At 43.8% G+C, this 20364-nt stretch carries 21 protein-coding genes and 1 pseudogene; 10 read left to right on the forward strand and 12 right to left on the reverse strand.

Annotated features, from left to right (window positions below; translation table 11 throughout):
* Positions 1 to 3: 3 nt before the first annotated feature.
* A complete protein-coding gene (gene glgP / locus E0F88_RS00735; RefSeq protein ID WP_131955703.1) occupies positions 4 to 2547 on the reverse strand; it encodes an alpha-glucan family phosphorylase in 2544 nt (847 codons plus the stop codon).
* 118 nt (positions 2548 to 2665) lie between these two features.
* Positions 2666 to 3412: a polyphosphate kinase 2 gene (ppk2, locus tag E0F88_RS00740; protein ID WP_131955705.1), complete on the reverse strand. Its 747-nt coding sequence runs from the start codon at positions 3410 to 3412 to the stop codon at positions 2666 to 2668.
* A gap of 363 nt (positions 3413 to 3775) precedes the next feature.
* On the opposite strand from ppk2, the gene E0F88_RS00745 reads away from it, so the two are divergent.
* The 3 genes from E0F88_RS00745 to E0F88_RS00755 all read left to right on the forward strand — a co-directional run bounded on the left by E0F88_RS00745 (position 3776) and on the right by E0F88_RS00755 (position 6159).
* Positions 3776 to 4810 (forward strand): class I fructose-bisphosphate aldolase, encoded by a 1035-nt coding sequence (locus E0F88_RS00745; protein ID WP_131955707.1) that lies wholly within the window; start codon positions 3776 to 3778, stop codon positions 4808 to 4810.
* 31 nt (positions 4811 to 4841) lie between these two features.
* A complete protein-coding gene (locus tag E0F88_RS00750) occupies positions 4842 to 5483 on the forward strand; it encodes an HAD family hydrolase (RefSeq protein WP_131955709.1) in 642 nt (213 codons plus the stop codon).
* Positions 5484 to 5553: 70 nt separating this feature from the next.
* Positions 5554 to 6159: a DUF6134 family protein gene (locus E0F88_RS00755; RefSeq protein WP_131955711.1), complete on the forward strand. Its 606-nt coding sequence runs from the start codon at positions 5554 to 5556 to the stop codon at positions 6157 to 6159.
* Between the two features lie 176 nt (positions 6160 to 6335).
* Here the strand turns inward: E0F88_RS00755 and pgm are convergent, their stop codons facing one another.
* From pgm to E0F88_RS00775, 4 genes are all read right to left on the reverse strand, one after another.
* Positions 6336 to 7976 (reverse strand): phosphoglucomutase (alpha-D-glucose-1,6-bisphosphate-dependent), encoded by a 1641-nt coding sequence (gene pgm / locus E0F88_RS00760; RefSeq protein WP_131955713.1) that lies wholly within the window; start codon positions 7974 to 7976, stop codon positions 6336 to 6338.
* 34 nt (positions 7977 to 8010) lie between these two features.
* Positions 8011 to 8235, reverse strand: coding sequence for an SHOCT domain-containing protein (locus E0F88_RS00765; protein WP_131955715.1), 225 nt, complete (start codon positions 8233 to 8235; stop codon positions 8011 to 8013).
* A gap of 71 nt (positions 8236 to 8306) precedes the next feature.
* Positions 8307 to 8981, reverse strand: a complete 675-nt coding sequence (locus tag E0F88_RS00770) for a BON domain-containing protein (protein ID WP_131955717.1) — start codon at positions 8979 to 8981, stop codon at positions 8307 to 8309.
* Between the two features lie 156 nt (positions 8982 to 9137).
* A complete protein-coding gene (locus E0F88_RS00775; protein WP_181956065.1) occupies positions 9138 to 11147 on the reverse strand; it encodes a copper-translocating P-type ATPase in 2010 nt (669 codons plus the stop codon).
* Between the two features lie 272 nt (positions 11148 to 11419).
* Here E0F88_RS00775 and E0F88_RS00780 point away from each other — a divergent pair, with 272 nt between their 5' ends.
* The 4 genes from E0F88_RS00780 (at position 11420) to E0F88_RS34180 (ending at position 14488) form a co-directional block, all read left to right on the forward strand.
* Positions 11420 to 12127 (forward strand): ATP-binding protein, encoded by a 708-nt coding sequence (locus tag E0F88_RS00780; protein ID WP_131955721.1) that lies wholly within the window; start codon positions 11420 to 11422, stop codon positions 12125 to 12127.
* A gap of 46 nt (positions 12128 to 12173) precedes the next feature.
* Positions 12174 to 13556, forward strand: a complete 1383-nt coding sequence (locus E0F88_RS00785) for an NAD-dependent succinate-semialdehyde dehydrogenase (protein WP_131955723.1) — start codon at positions 12174 to 12176, stop codon at positions 13554 to 13556.
* Positions 13557 to 13646: 90 nt separating this feature from the next.
* Entirely contained in the window at positions 13647 to 13859 is a 213-nt protein-coding gene (locus E0F88_RS33990) for a hypothetical protein (RefSeq protein WP_220466197.1), read from the forward strand.
* 89 nt (positions 13860 to 13948) lie between these two features.
* The gene (locus E0F88_RS34180) at positions 13949 to 14488 is read left to right on the forward strand and encodes a hypothetical protein (RefSeq protein WP_229213636.1); all 540 of its coding nucleotides are present in this window, start codon (positions 13949 to 13951) and stop codon (positions 14486 to 14488) included.
* A 76-nt stretch (positions 14489 to 14564) separates the two neighbouring features.
* On the opposite strand, the gene E0F88_RS00800 is transcribed toward E0F88_RS34180, so the two are convergent.
* Positions 14565 to 15143 (reverse strand): porin family protein, encoded by a 579-nt coding sequence (locus E0F88_RS00800; RefSeq protein ID WP_131955725.1) that lies wholly within the window; start codon positions 15141 to 15143, stop codon positions 14565 to 14567.
* A gap of 312 nt (positions 15144 to 15455) precedes the next feature.
* On the opposite strand from E0F88_RS00800, the gene E0F88_RS00805 reads away from it, so the two are divergent.
* The 3 genes from E0F88_RS00805 (at position 15456) to E0F88_RS00810 (ending at position 16792) form a co-directional block, all read left to right on the forward strand.
* Positions 15456 to 16016: a helix-turn-helix domain-containing protein gene (locus E0F88_RS00805; RefSeq protein ID WP_131955727.1), complete on the forward strand. Its 561-nt coding sequence runs from the start codon at positions 15456 to 15458 to the stop codon at positions 16014 to 16016.
* A gap of 106 nt (positions 16017 to 16122) precedes the next feature.
* Positions 16123 to 16254: a hypothetical protein gene (locus tag E0F88_RS34500; protein ID WP_262709850.1), complete on the forward strand. Its 132-nt coding sequence runs from the start codon at positions 16123 to 16125 to the stop codon at positions 16252 to 16254.
* Positions 16255 to 16501: 247 nt separating this feature from the next.
* On the forward strand, positions 16502 to 16792 hold the full coding sequence (locus E0F88_RS00810) for a BON domain-containing protein (protein WP_131955729.1): 291 nt from the start codon (positions 16502 to 16504) through the stop codon (positions 16790 to 16792).
* Positions 16793 to 17018: 226 nt separating this feature from the next.
* Here E0F88_RS00810 and E0F88_RS34705 read toward each other — a convergent pair.
* The 5 genes and pseudogenes from E0F88_RS34705 to E0F88_RS00835 all read right to left on the reverse strand — a co-directional run.
* Positions 17019 to 17144 (reverse strand): annotated as a pseudogene (locus E0F88_RS34705) (mechanosensitive ion channel domain-containing protein); the annotation flags it as partial.
* Between the two features lie 66 nt (positions 17145 to 17210).
* Positions 17211 to 17504 carry a mechanosensitive ion channel family protein gene (locus E0F88_RS34710; RefSeq protein WP_131956782.1) on the reverse strand — a complete coding sequence of 98 codons (294 nt, stop codon included), beginning with the start codon at positions 17502 to 17504 and terminating at the stop codon, positions 17211 to 17213.
* Between the two features lie 113 nt (positions 17505 to 17617).
* Positions 17618 to 19060 (reverse strand): trypsin-like peptidase domain-containing protein, encoded by a 1443-nt coding sequence (locus E0F88_RS00825; RefSeq protein WP_131955731.1) that lies wholly within the window; start codon positions 19058 to 19060, stop codon positions 17618 to 17620.
* 99 nt (positions 19061 to 19159) lie between these two features.
* Entirely contained in the window at positions 19160 to 19744 is a 585-nt protein-coding gene (locus E0F88_RS00830) for a hypothetical protein (RefSeq protein WP_131955733.1), read from the reverse strand.
* Positions 19745 to 19803: 59 nt separating this feature from the next.
* Entirely contained in the window at positions 19804 to 20238 is a 435-nt protein-coding gene (locus tag E0F88_RS00835) for a hypothetical protein (protein WP_131955735.1), read from the reverse strand.
* Between the last annotated feature and the right edge of the window lie 126 nt (positions 20239 to 20364).

The raw sequence follows: 20364 nt of genomic DNA on the forward strand, positions 1-20364 counted from the left end.
GTATCAATGCTGCCAGAAAATCAGTTTATCTTCCAGTGGCACCTGAATATTTTCATAAGACGGAATGATCCTTACCGTATAATCTGACTTTGCTCTAGTGCTATCAAATTGTACCGCGAATGCAGTGCCATCATTCTCTTGACCATTTGGTTCCGGAAGCATTTTGATGATCTCCGCTTCCAGACCGTTGCTTTCTTCCGCATACATTTCAATCGATACTTCACTGGCACTTATTCCATTCAACTGCACCGTCACCCGGCACTGATAACTGTTGGCAATATTTTGAATCTGCACTATCCCTGCATTTATCCCCTGCCACTTTCTTTCAAGATCTTCCTTTGCGGTCACCATCCTGACACCCGCCGCGCCATTTTCGGCGGCACGGTTCAAAAAATTGGCTGCCGCAGGCAAATAATACTGCTCCGTATATTCCCTTACGGTACGGTTCGCAGAAAACCTCGGCGTCAGTTGTGACATACTTTTCCGTACCCTTTCGATCCAGCGGACTGGCAGGCCCGACTCATTGCGTGCATAAAATTCCGGGACAATCTGATTCTCCAAAAGTTCATACAAACTATTCGCTTCCGAAGCGTCCCAGCCAGCATCCTCGCCGTGTTCAGCCCGGTCGCCGATGGCCCAGCCCACTTCATCGGTATATGCCTCATCCCACCATCCGTCGAGTTCCGACAAGTTCAGGCCACCATTCACCAGTACCTTCATTCCGCTTGTGCCGGATGCTTCCCAAGGCCGTCTGGGGGTATTGACCCATACATCCGCTCCTTGCACAAGCTGCTCTGCCAGCAGGACATCGTAGTCGCTCAGGAAAACTACGTGCTTATATAATTTATGCTTACTGACAAACTGCACCCACTGCTGTATCAGCCCCTTACCGGTTTCATCGTACGGAGGTGCCTTCCCGGCAATGACCAGCTGAACGGGATGTTCAGGGTTGGTGAGTATGCGGATAAACCGCTGCTCGTCGTGAAGTAAAAGATTTGGACGTTTGTAAGCCACAAAGCGGCGTGCAAAACCAAGGGTAAGTGTTTCAGGATCAAAAGCATCCTTAGCAATCGCCAGATTTTCAGCAGGTTCTCCCGCTACGCTCATTTGTTTTTCAAGTCTTTTCCGGGTATTGTTCACAAGATCCGTGCGGCAGGTGGTACGCATCTGCCAAAGCATTTCATCGGAAATAGTATCCAGACCGTCGTGCATTTCCTGTAACTCCCCTCTCCACCTGTCTTTCCCACAGGCCTTGGTCCAAACCCTATCAGCGGATTCGGAATCCCAGGTAGGCATGTGTACGCCGTTGGTAACATGCCCCACCGGCACCTCATGCTGCGGCCAGCGCGGAAAAAGATTCTGGAAAAGATTTCTGCTCACATGGCCATGTAAACGACTTACTCCGTTGACAGCCCCGCTTCCATGAATAGCCAGATAGGCCATATTAAAACTTTCTGAGCTATTGTTGGGATCCTGCCGGCCCAATGCCATTAAATGGTTAAATTCAATCTGTAATTCTTCCGAAGCATAAGGGCCCAAAAACCTCTCCATTAAAGCAGGGCTGAAATGATCAAAACCGGCAGCTACTGCGGTGTGGGTCGTAAACAAATTGCCCGCACGCGTTACAGCCAGCGCCACATCAAAGGACACTTCTGCTGTTTTCATAAAATCCCTTGCTCGTTGCAGTATCAGAAAAGCGGCGTGGCCTTCATTCATGTGACAAACTTGCGGATTCAGGTTCAGTGCCTTTAATAACTTCCAGCCGCCAATCCCCAGAATGATTTCCTGCTGTATCCGCAGCTCATTACCTCCCCCATATACCTGACTGGTTATATTGCGGTGAACCGGCAAATTGACCATATCATTGGTATCGAGTAGGTAAAGCTTTACCCCTCCTACCTGCACCTGCCAGGTTCGGAGCCACACTGTAAAGCCAGCCAATGTTACTTCCAGCCTTAGCCATTCACCGTTAGGCAGGCGTAATGGAATCACGGGCAGTTGCCCAGGATCATTGAAAGGGAACAACGCCTGCTGCATACCGTTTTCATCAATCTGCTGGCGAAAATAGCCCTGCTGATAAAGAAGACCTACGGCTGTCACCGGAAGACCCAGATCACTTGCAGATTTTAACTGGTCACCAGCCACATTGCCCAACCCTCCTACATAAATAGGCAGCGCTTCGCTGAGCATAAACTCCATACTGAAATAGGCAATGCAGCTGAGCGGAGATTCCGGATGTGCGTTTTGAAACCACGATGGCGTTGTCTCGGAAAGCTGCTTCTGACTGATAAGCTCGTCCATTTTCGTCTGAAAGGCTTTGTCTCTCAATTTTTGTTCAAGATGCTCCCGGGAAACGGTTTTCAGCATGATCCAGGGATTTTGCGTAAGTTCCCAAAGTTCAGCATCCAGCTGCCGCCATAAGTCATCAGCAGCATGGTCCCAGCTCCATCGCAGGTCCAGGGCCAGCCTGGCCAGCGTTCGTATGCCTTCTATATCGGATGGCAAAAAGCCGTATAATCCTCTGTTGTTTTTTTCCTGTTCTTCCATGAAAGTAGTATCTGGAATTTCTGTTTCTGTTGTGTATTAAGGTGCGGCGTGAATCAAATCGTGATTCTATTTTCATGAGCCGAAAAACGGGTAAGGATAGGCACCGACTGTTTTTTTGTCAGAATAACCTGTCGTTTGCATCCACTGCGGTGGCCGAATAAACAAGACCGTCATCAAAAGAAAGCAGCTCCTGATCTTTATCCTCATAATCGATCTGACTGAGCAGATGCGTAATAAGGGCATTGCGCGTGTGTTTCTTATGGTCTGCAGAAACCACAAACCACGGCGTCGTTAAAAAACTGGTACGCTCCAGCATCTTGTTTCGGGCATCGGAATAATCCTGCCAATATTTGATTGCCTGCTGATCGATCGGACTGATTTTCCATTGCTTTAACTTATCCGTTCTCCGATCCTCTAACCGCGACTCCTGCTCTTCCTTGCTGATGTCCAGGTAGTATTTCAGGATAATAAAACCGGAGTCGGCAAGCATTCTCTCAAACAACTCGACTTCATTAAAAAATAATTCATACTCCTTTTCACTGCAAAAGCCCATCACTTTTTCAACACCTGCACGGTTATACCAGCTTCTGTTGAAGAGCACAAATTGACCAGAAATTGGTAAATGACTGGTGTAACGTTGAAAGTACCACTCCCGCAACTGAACGTCAGACGGTTTCCCCAGCGCCACTACAATGGTTTCGCGGGGACTAAGGTGCTTGGTTATCCTTTTAATAGTGCCATCTTTTCCGGCCGCATCACGCCCTTCCACAATGACCAGCAGTTTCAGATCTGATGCAATAACGTGTCTTTGAAGCTTAACCAGTTCTATAAAAAGTGCTTTAAGTCGTTTTTTGTGGTCTTTCATGCTTTTAGATTAATTTCTGTATTGATATCGATACCTCGCTACCTTTCTTATCAATTATATGATTGTAAAAGTCGTCAGCTTCCCGTCCCGATTTGTTACATACCTAGGAAAAAAAGTTGTAAAAATCACTGATTTACAAGGACGTAATCTTTTCCTGCCATGATCAATGTTACGTCAAAACACCTTCTGCAATTACGGAGATTCAAAATATCAGAATTGAAATAAACCTGTGATAAATACAACTTTCAGAAAAACTTTCGTAACAACCAGCAGCAAAAATCATGTGACCTTTATGCTAAGTGTAATGACAGTTAAGATTTAATCAAAGAATTCAAATGATCTCATCAGTAATTATAAGCCGATATGAATAATACGATGGAAAGTATCCTGATCAATACAGCTCACGCGCTAATGGCAGATGGAAAGGGATTGTTGGCAATGGATGAAAGCTCACCAACCTGCAACAAACGATTTGCTATATACGACATTCCGCAAACGCCCGAGAAGCGACGTGATTACAGGGAGCTGCTTGTGACCGCACCGGGACTTAGTGAATATATCAGCGGAGCAATATTATACGAGGAAACAGTGCGCCAACTTACATCAACAGGTGAACAGTTCGTGGACGTGCTACAGAAGGCCGGCATCATTCCCGGTATAAAAGTAGATACCGGAACCGTAGATCTGATCAATTTCCCGGGCGAAAAAATCACCGAAGGTCTCGATGGTTTACGTGCCAGGCTTATCGATTTTGCGAGCTCAGGTCTACGTTTTGCAAAATGGCGCGGCGTCTTTTCCATTGGAGAGGAAATCCCGACAAATCAATGTATTGAAGCAAATACGCAATCACTTGCCAGATATGCCGCCTTATGTCAGCAAGCCGGGCTGGTCCCGATCGTAGAGCCGGAAGTGCTGATGGAAGGAAACCACAGTCTGGATGAATCCTCCGAGGTGAGCGAAAGGGTACTGAATAGCCTATTTTATCAACTATACAAACAGCGGGTTTTACTGGAAGCGTTGATACTAAAACCGAATATGGTTTTGCCCGGACTTGACTGCACGGACCAGAAAAGTGTGGAGAAAACAGCTGATGCAACGATAGAATGCCTGAAACGATCCGTCCCTGCGGCGGTACCAGGAATTGCTTTTTTGTCTGGTGGACAAGAAGGAGAATTAGCCACGGAAAGATTGAATCAGATGAATCTGAAATACGGCTCCAGACTTCCGTGGCCGGTAACATTCTCTTTTGCCAGAGCCATACAACTTCCTGCCCTGGAATGCTGGAAAGGCGAAGCCGAAAATACCGTAGCTGCCCAGACCATATTGCTTTACAAGGCCAAATGTAACAGTCTTGCCAGAAAAGGACAGTATGTAATGGATCCGGCAACCATCGTATAATGCTCCCATTATTCCCTTGAAAAACCAGAAAATGTTTGATAAAACACCAACATCTGAAATTAAGGCATTGTTTCTGGACATTGGAGGCGTGCTGATTTCCAATGGCTGGCAACACCAGTCCAGATACAAAGCGATAGCCAAATTCGGACTCAAAAAACAGGAGGTTGAAGCACGGCATAAACTGGTATTTGTGACTTATGAATCAGGTAAAATCACCCATGACGAGTATCTTGACTGGGTTATTTTTTATGAACCAAGGACGTTTTCAAAACAGGATTTCACGGACTTTATGTTCACCCAGTCGGTTGCCATTGCCGGAAGTATTGATTTTTTTAAAGAGATCAAACAAAAACACCAGCTGAAAGTATTTGCCGTAAGCAATGAAGGAAGGGAACTCAATGCATACAGGATCAAACATTTCAAACTGGACGAGCTCTTTGACGGCTACATTTCTTCTTGTTATGTGCATCTGCACAAGCCGGACACAGCGATGCTAAAACTGGCCAGTGACATATCGCATACCTTACCAGAACATGCACTTTACGTGGACGACGGCAAGCTTTTGACAGAAATTGCAAGCGGCATGGGTTTTCAGACTTTGCATTTTCAATCCCTTCAAAAGACGAAAACACTGATTAAAACTTTCCTATTTCAACATGGCGCTGATACCTAAACGGCAACAAGCCCCTAGCGAACCTGTGCACAATTTTCTCCGTTGGACTTGCTAAATTAATTTATAAATAATGAAAGTTACCTTTATCTTTTTACTACTCTGCATTACCCTTTCCGCTGCAAAGAGCCAGGTCAGGCCGGATACCCTGCATTATGATGTGGTTTTATCGGGAGCGAACGTAGGAAAAATGCTGGCCATACGCGAGGACGCGCAGGACGGTAAAACGCAATATACCCTGATCAGCGATATAAATGTTAACCTCCTTTTTTTTAAAGTAAAGGTATACTACATTGTAAAAAGCATTTACGAAAATGATGTGCTGCAATCTGCAACGGTAGATACGAAGACGAACAAAGGCGTTTTTCAAACCCGGATCACCAAAGAAAAAGATTTGTATGTGATCAAAGCGCATCAATACCGGCATGACCTGGAAACCACCTTAACGGCTCCGATAGACTATTCAGTAGCCAAGGCATTTTTCAATGAGCCCACCCTGCAAAATCAGGTTTTTGGCGAATATCTTGGCGATTACCTTCATATCAAGCCGAGATCAAATAGAGCATATGCATTTGAAAGGCAAAAACAGCATGATAAATATACCTACAAAGAAGGCCACGTTAATAAGGTTGAAAAAAAATTCAAGTTTATGAATTATGTGATAGAAAGTACTGATTAACAACGACACAATACGTACACCTACAAATGTAGAGGGTTGATACTGATTACAGATATAAACCAAATATCCTGAAAACATCGACCATACTAAAAGACGCTAACTTCCAAAACCAAACACTGGTTTATCTGCTGCGATATATTAAGAAAATGGCAAGAAAAGACTTTGGAAAAAGAAAATTATTTTAAAACAGCATCCACCATCCTCTGCGCCTCCGCAAGGATCTGCTTCAAATGCGTTTCACTTTCAAAGCTTTCTGCGTAGATTTTATAGATTTCCTCGGTACCGGAAGGGCGTGCGGCAAACCAGCCGTTTTGGGTACTCACTTTCAGTCCGCCAATGGAGGCACCGTTGCCTGGCGCGTTGGTGATGATGGAAGTAATGTTCTCCCCTGCCAATTGCTTTTGTTTAAACTGGTCTGCTGAGGTCTTGCCCAGTAACTGTTTTTGCGCAGTCGTTGCTACGGCTTCAATCCGGTTATAAAAAGAAGTCCCGAGCGTACTACTTAGTTCTTCGTATAGCTCCCCCGGATCCTGTTTTGTAACGGCCATAATCTCCGCGGATAACAGCGCGGCAATCATTCCATCTTTGTCCGTTGTCCATACTTCCCCGTTCATCCGGGCAAAGGACGCCCCTGCACTTTCTTCACCGCAAAAGCCGAGTGAGCCATCCAGCAGCCCGTCCGCATACCATTTAAAACCAACCGGCACTTCGTAAACTTTTCTGCCAAGCCTTGCCGAAACGCGGTCTATCATCTGGCTGCTTACCACCGTTTTACCCACCATGGAAGTTGCCGGCCACTGCGGTCTGTGCCTAAAAAGATAGTCGATCATCACCGCCAGATAATGGTTTGGGGGAATTAAACCTGCTTTGCTGGTCACGATACCATGCCGGTCGTAATCCGTGTCGCAGGCAACGGAAATGTCGAATTTGTCTTTTAACCCGATCAGGTTTTGCATGGCGTATTCAGAGGACGGATCCATGCGTATCTGTCCGTCCCAATCCACAGGCATAAAAGCGAATGTCGGATCAGGCGTTTTGTTAAAAACAGTCACGTTTAATCCGTATCGTTCGGCAATCGGTTCCCAGTAATGCATACCGGAGCCACTCAGCGCATCGACGCCTATTTTTAATCCTGAATGGGCAACAGCTGCCATGTCGATGATATTATTCAGATCGTTCACGTAGGTGTTCAGATAGTCGTACTGGTGTGTCGAAGACGCATGCAGTGCTTTGGCAAGCGGAATTCTTTTTATCCCTTTCAGTTTGGCACGCAGTATTTCGTTTGCCTTATTTTCTATCCAGGTCGTTGTCTCGTAGGGCGCTGGTCCGCCGGACGGGGGATTGTATTTAAATCCGCCATCACCAGGCGGATTGTGCGACGGGGTAATAATGATTCCGTCTGCAAAACCAGAAGTTCTCCATTTGTTATACCTGAGAATGGCATGTGAAACGGCAGGTGTTGGCGTAAATTCATCGTCCTGAGAAATCATAACCTGCACGCCGTTTGCCGCCAAAACTTCCATGGCCGTAGAAAACGCCGGGACAGACAAGGCATGTGTATCCATACCCATAAACAAAGGACCATTCGTTTTTTGCTCCGCCCGAAATAGGCAAATGGCCTGACAAATAGCCAGAATATGCAATTCGTTGAAGGTGTTTTTCAATGAAGTTCCCCTGTGTCCGGAAGTTCCGAAAACAACTCTTTCTTCCGGATTTTCAGCATCCGGAATTCCTGTATAATATGCAGCAACAAGCCCTGGAATGCTGGCCAGCATCCAGGGCTCAGCTGGTTTTCCTGCAAACGAACTGATTTTCAATTTGATGAAGTTTTCCGTTGAGTAAAATCAGACTTTATTTGGCCAGGTCCTTCGTCAGGGTAGCTTTCGTTTCCTGATATTCCGCGTTGGAAATTTTCCCAGCTGCAAACCTTTTTTGCAATATATCAAGGGGAGACCCGGCGGTCCTTTTTTGACCCGGAATATTGTAAGGTGTAGCAAATATCCAAAACAACATGACCATCCAGATAATCCACCATAACATGTGCATTCCCCAGAAACTATATCCATTGTACATCATAATAGCTTATATTAATTGGTTTAACTTTTTCAGCTTTGAAAGCAGGGGGGTCTTCCTTCTCGTTTCAGCGGTTAATCTACCAGAGAATAGTCATACGCAACAACAATATCATTGTCGACTATTTCAACACCAGGTGCTTTCCAGGCCTGGCGCTCCGCTTCATCTTTTTCATACCAGGAGCCAACTGTACCGGTCAGGATCACTTTGTTATTTGCAACATTTACATGGATATCCTGCTCTTTAATAGACCAGTTGCGAGCCAGTGCACTTTCAATAGCCATTTTTTCAATCTCATCGTGTGGTTCAGATTTGATCGTAATGTTATTGGACACTCCTTTGATTCCGATAAGCTTATTGATAATTCTTTCGGCAGCCTCTCTTTGATAATTCCACTGAACTTCACCTTCTATTGTAACCCAGCCGTTTTCGACTCTGACCTTCACTCGGTCGTTAGGGATTTCCCAGTTCCAGTTGTAAACTTTCAGTAGTTCATTGGCCAAATCGATATCATCACGGTGATTTAGCTCGCTGTATGTTTTGATCTCAATTTGTTCAACCACAACTTTGACGCCTGCTACTGTTTTAGCGGCAGCTTCTGCTTCTGATTTCTTGGCATAACTGTCAACTATGCCGGAAAGTGTGATCACGCCATCTTTGGCGGTAACGCCTATTTCAGCCGCTTTCAATAGGGGTTCCCATTTGATCGCATCCTGAACATCTTTCTGCAATTCTTCGTTGGTTTTCATTGTGTCTGAGTTTTATTTACAATAGCATTATTACTGAGTAAAGGTCATCAAACTCAGGGCTGATAACTTACATCCTTCACGCTAAGAGTTGTATCAATCACACATTAAATACAACATCGGCAGAGCAAATTTGACAGCTACGTGTTAAATAACTATTCAATTCCCCTTCCCAGTAGCATCCACCTTCAAAAGGCTGGCATTAATGGCAACAATCACTGAACTGCACGTCATTAGAACGGCCCCAATTGCCGGACTAAGCAGAATACCCTGGTTGTATAATACGCCGGCTGCGAGAGGCAATGCGATTACATTGTAGCCCGTAGCCCAGATCAGATTCTGGATCATCTTTTTGTGGGTTGCTTTGCCAAATAATACTAAATTGACAATATCCTTCGGGTTGCTGTTAACCAAAACAATGCCTGCTGTTTCAGCCGCAATATCACTTCCGCTGCCTACTGCGATCCCGATATCAGCCTGAGCAAGTGCCGGAGCATCGTTGACCCCATCGCCTGTCATGGCAACAAACTCTCCTGCATTTTGCAGTTCTTTGATCTTTTGAAGTTTCTGCTCAGGAAGTACCTCCGCAATGAAGCTTTCCATTTCCAATGTCTTACATACACTTGCAGCCACCGTTTTGTTATCACCTGTAAGTAAAATAGACTTGATATTATTTTGCTTTAAAATCCGAATGGCATCGAATGATTCCGGACGTATTTCGTCAGATAAAGCTACGTATCCAATCAAATCATTGTCAATGAGCAGGAAGCCGAATGTTTCTGTGTCGCTCGCAGCAAAACCCTCCGGAATCGAAATATCATTTTCTTTCAGGTAACCCGGACTAACCATCATTACTTCTTTCCCCTCAATGGTTCCCTTTACACCTTTACCGGTAAGAGCATTAAAATCTTTAACCGGCGTAAGAGCAATCGACAAATCTTTTGCCTTCTGAAGGATACCAGTTGCAATGGGATGCTGAGAATTCTGTTCGAGAGCTGCCGAAAAACGAATAATCTCATTTTCGGAGTAATGGCTATTGAGAGATACCGTTTTAGAGACCTCAAATTTTCCGATTGTCAGGGTTCCCGTTTTATCAAAAACAATCGTCGTGATTTTCCTTGAATTTTCAAATTCCTGTCTGTTTTTAATAAGCAGGCCGTTCTTTGCAGACAATGCTGTTGATTTGGCAACAACTAGCGGAACCGCCAGGCCAAGCGCGTGAGGACAACATATCACGATCACCGTTACCATTCTTTCCATGGCAAATGCAAACGACTGCCCGGTTATGTACCAGTAGGCAAAAGTCAAAATCCCGGAAACCAAAGCAATTACTGTCAGCCATTTTGCTGCTGTGTCGGCCAGTAGCTGGGTTTGTGATTTTGATCTTTGCGCATCGTCAACCAGCTTAATTACCTGAGAAAGATAAGAATCCTTTGCTGTGTGGGATACGGTGATCTTAAAGGCGCTATTTCCGTTTATCGAGCCAGCGATTACCTTGGCCCCTTTTTGCCTGGCTACCGGTTTTGATTCCCCCGTCAGCATTGATTCATTTAAATAAGCTTCCCCTTCCAGTATTATTCCGTCTGCCGCCACTCTCTCTCCCGGTTTTATCAGAACAACATCATCTTTGACCAGTAAACTCGTCTTCACGTCCTCAACTTTGTCTCCCTGGACTTTGTGAGCGTCGTCAGGCATAAGCTGTACCAGTAATTCCAACTCCTTTGAAGCGCCAGCCACTGATTTCATTTCAATCCAGTGGCCCAATAGCATAATGAGAATAAGCGTTGTTAGCTCCCAGAAAAAATCCACTCCCGCAAGTCCAAAGACAACTACCGAACTATAGAGGTATGCAACCGAGATAGCAAATCCGATCAGGAACATCATTCCGGGATTTTTCTCTTTTATTTCCTGCAACCATCCTGTTAGAAACGGCCAGCCACCATACAGAAAGACAACCGTTGATAAGGCAAATAAGATATAAGTTGACCCCGGAAACTGCCATGAAACGCCAATGAAATGCTGTATCATCGGAGACAACAGCATGATTGGAACTGTAAGAACCAGCACCACATAAAAGCGTTTCCTGAAATCGTCGATCATCGCCTGATGATTATGCCCGGCATGGCCCATTTCAGGATTATGATTATGATTCATTTTGCTGTGATCCATTTGTGATGCTGAATTATATTTAAAACAAAAAATTAATAGTCAAGACCCCAAAATCGGAATACAAAATGGGTAGGTAACTTAGCCTCACGCAAAGCTGGTCACAGAAAATCAAAAAAAGTTATGAATTTCTTTGTAAAACTTACATCCTTCACACTTTCACGACAGAATTGACCTGTGAATTATGCAACTATTTGACTACTGCATGTAAACTTTCCGTTTGAAATCCATTCAACTTTGAGGTTAGGATCCACCCACAAAGAAATTCTTTAAAAATGAATTCACTTCATCGTCTATTAGAGACGCCAGTCCCTGGTGATTTTACAGCAACACTGGCACACGAGATACTTAATCCGTTGTCTACGATCAATTTGTCTCTTGAAATGATAATCTCCGAGGCTAAGGAGGATGATCTAAAAATCTATTTGGATATCATCAGACGCAGCACAAACAGGATTAACGATCTGGTTAACCAAATTATCAAAAATCATAACGGCAATGAAGCTCAGGTCGCAAATCAGTCAATTCATCACCTTCTTGATGAAGTTGTCGAAATGGCACAGGACAGGATCTTGCTTAAAAACGTTGCGGTGCGTAAAGAATATGATCCCACAGACTACATAGTGGCTCTTAATCGCCTGAAAATGAAAATTGCCCTCACCAACATCGTTGTAAATGCCATTGAGGCCATGGCCCCGAAACGCGGAGAATTAAAAGTAGTAGCCATGCCCTTCGCAGGAAAATATGTTGTTCAGATCGAGGACAACGGATGTGGAATCAGCGAAAAAAATCTAAAAAAAATCTTTCAGACCGATTATACAAATAAGCCCGGCGGCTTGGGTATCGGGCTGGCTTCAACTTACGACATTCTTGCTTCAAATAATGTGAAAGTACATGTAGAGTCGCAGGAGGGATCGGGTACTCTGTTCTTTCTGCTATTTGATAAAAGTTATGCGCCACAGCCTGGAAATAAACCTGACTGATAGGTTTCCTGATGAATAATCAACTAAAATTAAACTAAAAACAATTATGGCGATTCAAACTGTTGACGCCAATACAAACCAACTCCTCAAATCTTTCGAAGAAATGAGTGTTTCTCAGGTAGATGAAGCGATTTCCAACGCTACCTCCGCTTTTACTGAATGGAAAAAAACCAGCTACGAAAAGCGTGCAGATTTGCTCCACAAAGTAGCCACACTGATGCGGGACCAAAAACAGTATCTGGCCGGGCTCATTACCATGGAAATGGGCAAACTCATCGCGCAGGCAGAAGGTGAGATTACTTTGAGCGCTGATATTCTTGATTATTACGCCGATCACGGTGCAAAGTTCCTGGCCGACAAACCGCTGGCTCCTGAATATGGAAAAGCATTTATCCGTTATAGCCCCATCGGTGTTCTATTGGGTGTTGAACCCTGGAATTTTCCATTTTACCAAGTTGCCCGCTTTGCCGCACCCAATATCATGGTTGGCAATACGGTGCTTGTAAAACATGCCTCCATTGTACCGCAGTGCGCCATCGCCATCGAAGATCTTTTTAAAGAAGCAGGTGCGCCAAAAGGAATTTACACGAACCTGTTGATTTCCGGTAAACGGGCATCCGGGCTGGTATCAGATACACGTATTAAGGGCGTTTCTCTGACAGGAAGTGAAGCGGCTGGTGCGAGTGTGGCATCCGAAGCGGGGAAAAACCTTAAAAAATCGGTTCTGGAACTGGGTGGAAGCGATGCCTTTATCATTTTGGAAGATGCCGATATGGATAAAGCAGTTGAATGGGCAGTTGTAGGGCGGATCAATAATAACGGCGAATGCTGCGTAGCTTCCAAACGTTTTATAGCGATCGAATCAATTGCAGACGAATTTATCACAAAATTCAAGGATAAAATGGCAGCTCTTGTGATGGGAGATCCGATGGATGCAGCAACCCAACTGGGGCCGCTGAGTAGTGAAGAAGCCGCTGTTGACCTGGCCGACCAGGTACAAAGATCTGTGGATGCCGGAGCAACAGTGCTGCTGGGCGGGAAACGTCCCGACAGACCAGGCGCCTTCATGGAACCGACCATCCTGACGGATCTGCATCCGGGAATTCCAGCTTATTATGAAGAGCTGTTCGGCCCGGTAGCGTCATTTTACCGCGTAAAAGATGATCAGGCAGCGATTGATCTGGCCAATGATTCTCCCTTTGGGCTGGGTGGATCCATATTTACGCAGGATATCGAACGTGGCAAGTTACTTGCCGATAAGATTGATACCGGCATGGTATTTATCAACCATCCAACATGGACCCAGGCAGATCTGCCTTTCGGAGGAACAAAAGGATCCGGATATGGTCGTGAGTTATCCGAACTTGGGATCGACGAATTTGTCAACAAAAAACTCATCAGAATCAGTGAACTGGATGATCCTTTTTAATTTCTTTTAATCTTAGATTCGTTTGAACATCTAAAAAAATAACCAGTATAGGAGGCATCAAGTGCCTTCTATACTACTTTTTTCAAATTTATGACAACCAGACAAATCGTACTCGCATCAAGGCCGGTGGGCACACCTACTCAGGAAAACTTCAGGTTTGAAAATGCTGATCTGGCCGAATTGAAACAAGGAGAAATACTGGTCAAAGGAATGTATTATTCTGTTGATCCCTACATGCGGGGCAGAATGAATGATGCCAAATCTTACACGCCACCTTTTCAACTGAACGAACCTAACCGGTGAAGTCATCGCAAAGGTAACCGAAAAGCAGGTCTGACTCATTTACAGCAGGCGATTACGTTTTAGGATCTGTGCCCTGGAGAGAAAATTGGATGGCAAGTGAAAAAGACATCCACCAAATCGACGCAGCCGTGGCTCCTTCAAGTTATTATCTGGTTGTGCTCGGTATGACATGCCTTACCACTGACACTGCCCTTATGCAAATTGAAAAACCAAAATCCGGCGAAACCGTTGTGGTATCCGGCGCAGCGGGTGCCGTGGGTGCCGTGGGTATTGTCGTGGGGCAAATTGCCAAAATACACGGATGCAGAATTTCCGGTAAAAAAACTCAAATGAAAGAACAATATGATACGATCAGCGTCGCTATTGAAAAACTCCGCAAACTGGGTTTTACAACAGACTTCAATTTGAAAGACAATTGTCTGGCTCATCCACAGGGAAAGATCAAAGCCGATGACTTTATCATAGTGGATGTATACCGGTATGAAGGCAATTCTGATGCGGAGGATGAAGCGGCTGTTTATGCGATAGAATCATATTATGGGGTTAAAGGAATACTTGTAACAGGTTATGGTATATCTACCGAGGCGAATTCCGAGGAAATACTTAAAAGGCTCAACATAAGGGGTTAATAATGGCTTTCCATTCAGCCGGTAAAATCATATTCAGGCATGCTGTGCATCCTGTTTAAAAAATCAATATAAACATCTACTTTTTAATAATCGGGATCATCCAGAACACGCTTGCCTGAACAACGCTGTTTTTGAAATCAGGACTTATTTCCATTCCGGAAAAGTCCCCTACCTTCGACAATCCCGCCAAGTAGCGGAGCCCTACCCCAATCCCGGCATCTGACTGGTATCCAAGCCCGGCACCAGCAGATAGATCCAGCTTCGTCGCAAAGCTATTGATGGTTTGGTCGGGAATATTTTCAGATAACCTGAAACCGGTCTGAGGACCCGCTTCGATGTAAAATCTGTTGGCGATCCTGAATTTTACCATGATGGGAATGTTTAGATAGTTGATTTTAAAATCCTTCTTGCTTCCAGCATTTTCAACTTTAGCCCCCTGGGTTGAAAAAAGTACCTCGGGCTGGATACAGAAAATTTTGCAGAAACCGAAATTAAGCATTCCGCCCAGGTGGTAACCCACTTTCGCATCTGAATTAATATCACCGCCCGAGTAATTGCTGACATTAATACCCGCCTTAGGGCCAAAACTGAATGTCTGGCCAAAAGAATATGTGCCTACTAAACACATCGTTACAACAAATAATAATTTTTTCATCTGGTAATTTTAGTTATTGATGAAATAGATTTTGCCCCTACACTTATAAGATAAAGTAAGCCCTTTTGCCCCACTATGCTATCACGCGATTGCCTGCCTTGAATATTATTAATACACTGAAATAAAAACAATTACATGATAATTTAATAGTCGCGATTGGCACGGTTATAGAGGCTGGTATATCAGGATTGCAAAGCTTACCGGATTTACACTGGTAAATGTTATACATGAATTTTCATTAGTTGCATTAATCACAGATTAGTAATTAATAGGCAATCCTATTTCTAATGAAAATTACCTTCACCCATCACTATGATACTCTACATCAAATACATGGTCAGTCTGCGCTGCAAAATACTGGTGAAAGATGAATTGATCAAATTAGGACTTCACTATGTAATCGTTGATCTGGGAACTGTTGAAATACTCGAAAACATTACGCAGCAGCAGCATGACGAACTGAAGAAAAGCCTCCTTAAATCAGGACTTGAATTACTTGATGACAAAAAAAGCATTCTGATCGAAAAAATCAAGGCTGTTATCATAGAAATGGTCCATTACGCCGAAGAATTGCCTGTAACAAATTATTCAAATTACATCAGTGACAAACTAGGTTATGACTATACATACCTTTCCAATACTTTTTCCGAAGTAAAGGGGGTAAACATTCAACAGTTTATCATTCTTCACAAAATTGAAAAGGTCAAAGAATTATTACTTTATGATGACCTTAACCTAACAGAAATCGCATATAAACTACATTACAGCAGCGTTTCTCACTTGTCGAACCAATTTAAAAAAATCACCGGCTTGTCCCCGTCTTACTTCAAAAAGATTAAAATGAAACGAAGCGGTAATCTGGAAAATACGTAAAATATGTAAGTTCTTCTGCCTGTTATGTAAGATTAAAACCTGTAATAACCAGACCTTTGTAAAAAGAGTCCCATGTCATTGGGTTCTCTTAATCTACAAAAACACTATGAAACCAGAAAAACAACAGCGCGTCACTGAAATCATCCAGGCCCTGAATGCAAACTTGAAAATTGATGAGAACAACGAGGAAACCACAAAACAGGAGAATGCCATCCGCAAAGCTGCGAAGAAGCTCTAAGAGGATTTCCTGCACATCGCAAAAATGAAATTGAGCAAAGAAAACAAGCTATTTGCCTTGGAAGTAAAAAGCAACTTAAAGAAGCCAGAAAGGCAGAAAGAACATTTGTCGTTACTGCATTGCTTAAAAAGAATACGGAGCTTGCCTGATTGCAGATTCCACCAAGTTTTATACATCCCTATTCCATTGACAATACCAGGCACCCCCCAGCAAAACTTTACTATCATTCACTCTAGAAATTCGAATCATGAAAAAATCCGCAGAAGTTCAACAATCCTGGGAGCCGGACTTTGATTCCGATGCTGCCAGACTTGAAACTGACAAAAACCTGAAACAAAAAGTTTTAAATGCCCTTCAGGCCAATGCATTCATCAACTGTGAAAAAATACGGGTTCGTGTATCAGAGCGCCTCGTATTTTTAGAAGGAAGTGTTCATTTACAAAAAGAAAGGATTTCTGCTCAAAAGTGTATCATGGATATTTTTGGCATAAGGGCAGTGATAAACTATCTTACTTACCAAAATGAGCATGCTCAATAATTAAGGCCTGCCAAGTATTGACTCAAAGGATAGTCAACAATGTCTGAGTATGACATAAAGGCATCTGTTGACTTACCACCGATTATTGCCAAATGTTTGAAATAGTACTGGTTATTCAGGCCACGGCTAAGCAGCCATCTCCCGGTATGCCCTGGCTTTCTCGATATCGTTTTGGTAAAAGATACCCGCGATAAAATCAGATAGAAAAAACCCGTCTTCGGTATAACTAAATACAGGCTTTTTCAAAATCGGTATCGGATATATAGACATTTCTGCCAACGAAAGTGGAGATCTTCGTGTATCTGAACTGCATCGATTTTAATTTCCCAAATACGCTCCCGATCTGCACAGTTCGTCCACATCGAGCGGACGGTTAAATGCAAGTATAATACCTGCCAGAAAGTTTTCAGCAATATCTTTAAACGTAAAACCCAGCACAATCGCCGGCGCATGGGCAAGTTGCCGTACTTGCCCATGCTATCCCGCTTAGGCCAGCTGCATGAACTGACAGCAAGATCACATACATAATCAGGATCAATTTAATAGCCTTTGCCTGAAGACTGCTCATTAACTGGTACTTCGACTTTTTCATGAGCTTTTTTTCAAATAACGATGTAAGCCATCCCGCGACAAGGATACCAATGATGACAATCAAAATGACCAAACCAAGCCGGGGTACTGCCTTCAAAAACCATGATAATAGATTTGAAATTTTGTCAAAGTTTCAGCCAAGTGCCTGCATAAGTTTGACATCCTAAAAATCTGTGGTTATTTATGCTAGATGCTATGATGCTTACAACTGTGAAGTGAAGAGAGTTATAACCTTTAAGTGCCCAGCGAAAAATCGAAAACGACCTTTGAACCATCAGGAGCGATCGCAAAGATTCTGATTATTCCGTTTTGTGCAGATATAAGAGCGTCATCGATATCACCGGGATTATTGATTGACTGCCCGTTTATGAAGGCAATTACGGTTCCCGAAGGTATACCGATCTGGTCAAAAAAACCACCGTTCCGCACATTCGTTACCTGTACCCCTGCATTCAAACTAAACCTTTGTTTGATTTCCTCGGTAAGCGGGGCAAAGGTAGCTCCAAGTTTACTACGTAATTCCAGCGGCCGGTTCAATTTGGGAGCGGACTTTTCGGCCCCTTCCCCTTTTAGGGTAACCGACAAATTCCCTGTTTTACCCTTTCGAAGATAACCCAGCTTAATGACATCATCTGGTTTATGCCTGGCTATGCGCTCTGAAAATTCTGTTGAAGAGTTTAATGAAATACCATCTATACTTTGAATAATATCCCCTTCCCGTAAACCTGCCGCCGAAGCGGCACTTTCAGGCTGCACCCCGGTTAAATAAACCCCTTTTATATTAGCAGGATTAAGGCCCTGCTGGATTATATACTGGTCTTCGGCAGATGGGGCAGGAAATGAAACGCCAAGTACACCACGCTTGACTGATCCAAATGCCTTTAAATCCTCTAAAATCTTTTTTGCAAGGTTTACCGGAATAGCAAACGCATAACCTGCGTAACTGCCGGTTTGGGATGCAATAGCCGAATTGATACCAATGAGCTCTCCATCTGCATTGACCAGTGCACCGCCACTATTGCCTGGATTTATAGCTGCATCGGTCTGAATAAAGGATTCTACTGCGGTACTGCCCATCGGCTGTTGGTTATCAGCTGGATTACTCTGTCCATTCCGGTTGATGATCCCGATGCTTCTTGCTTTGGCACTTACAATGCCAGCCGTAACGGTTGTATTTAATGAAAGTGGAAAACCGATTGCAAGCACCCATTCACCGATTTGAACCGCATCTGAATCCCCAATTTTTACAACAGGAAGATTTCTGGCTTCAACTTTAATGAGTGCCAAATCTGTATTCGGGTCACGTCCAATCAGTTTTGCTCTGAATGTGCGCTTGTCGGGCAAGGTAACATCAATTTGCTCGGCCTTTTCGACAACGTGGTTATTGGTCGCGATATACCCATCCTCGCTGATAATCACACCCGAACCTGATGCTCCATACCCTGCCATTGAATTAAAGCGGATCTTGATATGGACCACCGCAGGCATAGCAGCTTTGGCAGCTGCAACAAAGCTGACGGTTCCCTTTGACCGGTCGATTCGAAGCGTATCTTGCGAAATAATTTGGGTAATGCCTGAAACACCAGTTGCAGGGCTTTCCTTATTTTCACAACCAGCTGCCGATGCCTGCAAGGTAACAAGCAGGGCCGACAGCAAGAATCCTGAATATCGTTTCATGGTTAACATATTTATGGATGCGCTCACCCTTCCAGGATCTTACGTAATACAGCCAGTATGTGTCGGAATAAATAAATGGACTATTTAACTGTCAACCCCTTAGTTCATTTTTTCAAGAAGGTCCGAGCATTTGGCAAAAAAAGCTTTTACTGCATCTTTCTGGTCAAGGGTCAACGTCTTTGGGTCAATAGCCATCGCGGCGCTTTTGACTTCTTCCGCCTCATTTGACAATCCTGGATATTTTGCCACCTGCATGTTCTGCAATGAGCCTGACAATATCTCTGCGGCCTTTCTTATTTCATCAGCATGTGAAGTTTCAAAAGGGTTCTCGGTGATCTTATTAGCACACTGTCTGGCTTTATCCAGATCTGCTTTGATGTCAAAATTGACTTCACTGGCCATCGCATCGACCGCCGAAGTCAATTTCAAAAGCGCTTCATTGGTATATGCATGATCAAGCGCCATTTTATTTTGATCGTTTCCTATAAAAGTTACGTACTCAGCTACCTTACTATTATCTTCTTTTACATCCGTAGCATCATTCATCGTTGTCTCGCCAGTCTTCTCTTCTTCCTTATCCTTGGTACCACAACTGATTGACACTGCCAATAAAAATACCATTGAGATGCTTGAAAGGCCCTTGAACCATTTACCTTTTGCCGTATTACTGTTGCTGTTTTCCATAAAGATTGAGTTGTTTTAAATTGTGAATCATCAAATATTCGTCATTCCGTCGGACGTACTCACTCCATGGCTGTCCTGAGCACCACCTGCTCACCCGGATGCAGAACGCCCGCATCGTTCTCAGCAGAAATCAGAAAGCCGGTAGGTTTAAAAGACGTCACCGTTTTCAATGAGCTTTTTAGTGTCTTTGATAAAAAGCCGGAGGCTGTTTTCAACTGGCCAATATTTTTATCCCCGTTTTTCTCTGTCTGCACCCAAACGATGTACAGCTTTTTTGCCGGGCTAAGCCTTTCTGGGCCTGCCAGACGAGTGACTTCCAGGTCAATTTCATAATTATTGTTGTCATCTTGCCTTACCTCGACAGACCCTTCTGCCGCTGGAACAACTTGTGAAATAGCAAAATTATATTTCTGCGAATCACACGATTGTAAAACAAGGAAGGCAAAAACTAAAAAGACATTTTTCGCAACAATTGAGAGCCTATAAGAATTCATCTCTTACTTTTCGTATAAATATGGCTGTAAAGGTGACAGGTTAAATCTGGTAGTTTGTTACACAAGCATGTTAAATACTTGCAGATTTTACTGATCGGTGCCAATAAGTGTGGAGCAGGGCGCCGC

The sequence above is a fragment of the Dyadobacter psychrotolerans genome, from assembly GCF_004349265.1.
Taxonomy (GTDB): Bacteria; Bacteroidota; Bacteroidia; order Cytophagales; family Spirosomataceae; genus Dyadobacter; species Dyadobacter psychrotolerans.

What these genes read in the sequence shown, in the direction of transcription:
- glgP (WP_131955703.1), bottom strand. Translation starts at nt 2,547, where the DNA reads ATGGAAGAACAGGAAAAAAACAACAGAGGATTATACGGCTTTTTGCCA.
- ppk2 (WP_131955705.1), bottom strand. Translation starts at nt 3,412, where the DNA reads ATGAAAGACCACAAAAAACGACTTAAAGCACTTTTTATAGAACTGGTT.
- E0F88_RS00745 (WP_131955707.1), top strand. Translation starts at nt 3,776, where the DNA reads ATGAATAATACGATGGAAAGTATCCTGATCAATACAGCTCACGCGCTA.
- E0F88_RS00750 (WP_131955709.1), top strand. Translation starts at nt 4,842, where the DNA reads ATGTTTGATAAAACACCAACATCTGAAATTAAGGCATTGTTTCTGGAC.
- E0F88_RS00755 (WP_131955711.1), top strand. Translation starts at nt 5,554, where the DNA reads ATGAAAGTTACCTTTATCTTTTTACTACTCTGCATTACCCTTTCCGCT.
- E0F88_RS00765 (WP_131955715.1), bottom strand. Translation starts at nt 8,235, where the DNA reads ATGATGTACAATGGATATAGTTTCTGGGGAATGCACATGTTATGGTGG.
- E0F88_RS00770 (WP_131955717.1), bottom strand. Translation starts at nt 8,981, where the DNA reads ATGAAAACCAACGAAGAATTGCAGAAAGATGTTCAGGATGCGATCAAA.
- E0F88_RS00775 (WP_181956065.1), bottom strand. Translation starts at nt 11,147, where the DNA reads ATGGATCACAGCAAAATGAATCATAATCATAATCCTGAAATGGGCCAT.
- E0F88_RS00780 (WP_131955721.1), top strand. Translation starts at nt 11,420, where the DNA reads ATGAATTCACTTCATCGTCTATTAGAGACGCCAGTCCCTGGTGATTTT.
- E0F88_RS00785 (WP_131955723.1), top strand. Translation starts at nt 12,174, where the DNA reads ATGGCGATTCAAACTGTTGACGCCAATACAAACCAACTCCTCAAATCT.
- E0F88_RS33990 (WP_220466197.1), top strand. Translation starts at nt 13,647, where the DNA reads ATGACAACCAGACAAATCGTACTCGCATCAAGGCCGGTGGGCACACCT.
- E0F88_RS34180 (WP_229213636.1), top strand. Translation starts at nt 13,949, where the DNA reads ATGGCAAGTGAAAAAGACATCCACCAAATCGACGCAGCCGTGGCTCCT.
- E0F88_RS00800 (WP_131955725.1), bottom strand. Translation starts at nt 15,143, where the DNA reads ATGAAAAAATTATTATTTGTTGTAACGATGTGTTTAGTAGGCACATAT.
- E0F88_RS00805 (WP_131955727.1), top strand. Translation starts at nt 15,456, where the DNA reads ATGATACTCTACATCAAATACATGGTCAGTCTGCGCTGCAAAATACTG.
- E0F88_RS34500 (WP_262709850.1), top strand. Translation starts at nt 16,123, where the DNA reads ATGAAACCAGAAAAACAACAGCGCGTCACTGAAATCATCCAGGCCCTG.
- E0F88_RS00810 (WP_131955729.1), top strand. Translation starts at nt 16,502, where the DNA reads ATGAAAAAATCCGCAGAAGTTCAACAATCCTGGGAGCCGGACTTTGAT.
- E0F88_RS00825 (WP_131955731.1), bottom strand. Translation starts at nt 19,060, where the DNA reads ATGAAACGATATTCAGGATTCTTGCTGTCGGCCCTGCTTGTTACCTTG.
- E0F88_RS00830 (WP_131955733.1), bottom strand. Translation starts at nt 19,744, where the DNA reads ATGGAAAACAGCAACAGTAATACGGCAAAAGGTAAATGGTTCAAGGGC.
- E0F88_RS00835 (WP_131955735.1), bottom strand. Translation starts at nt 20,238, where the DNA reads ATGAATTCTTATAGGCTCTCAATTGTTGCGAAAAATGTCTTTTTAGTT.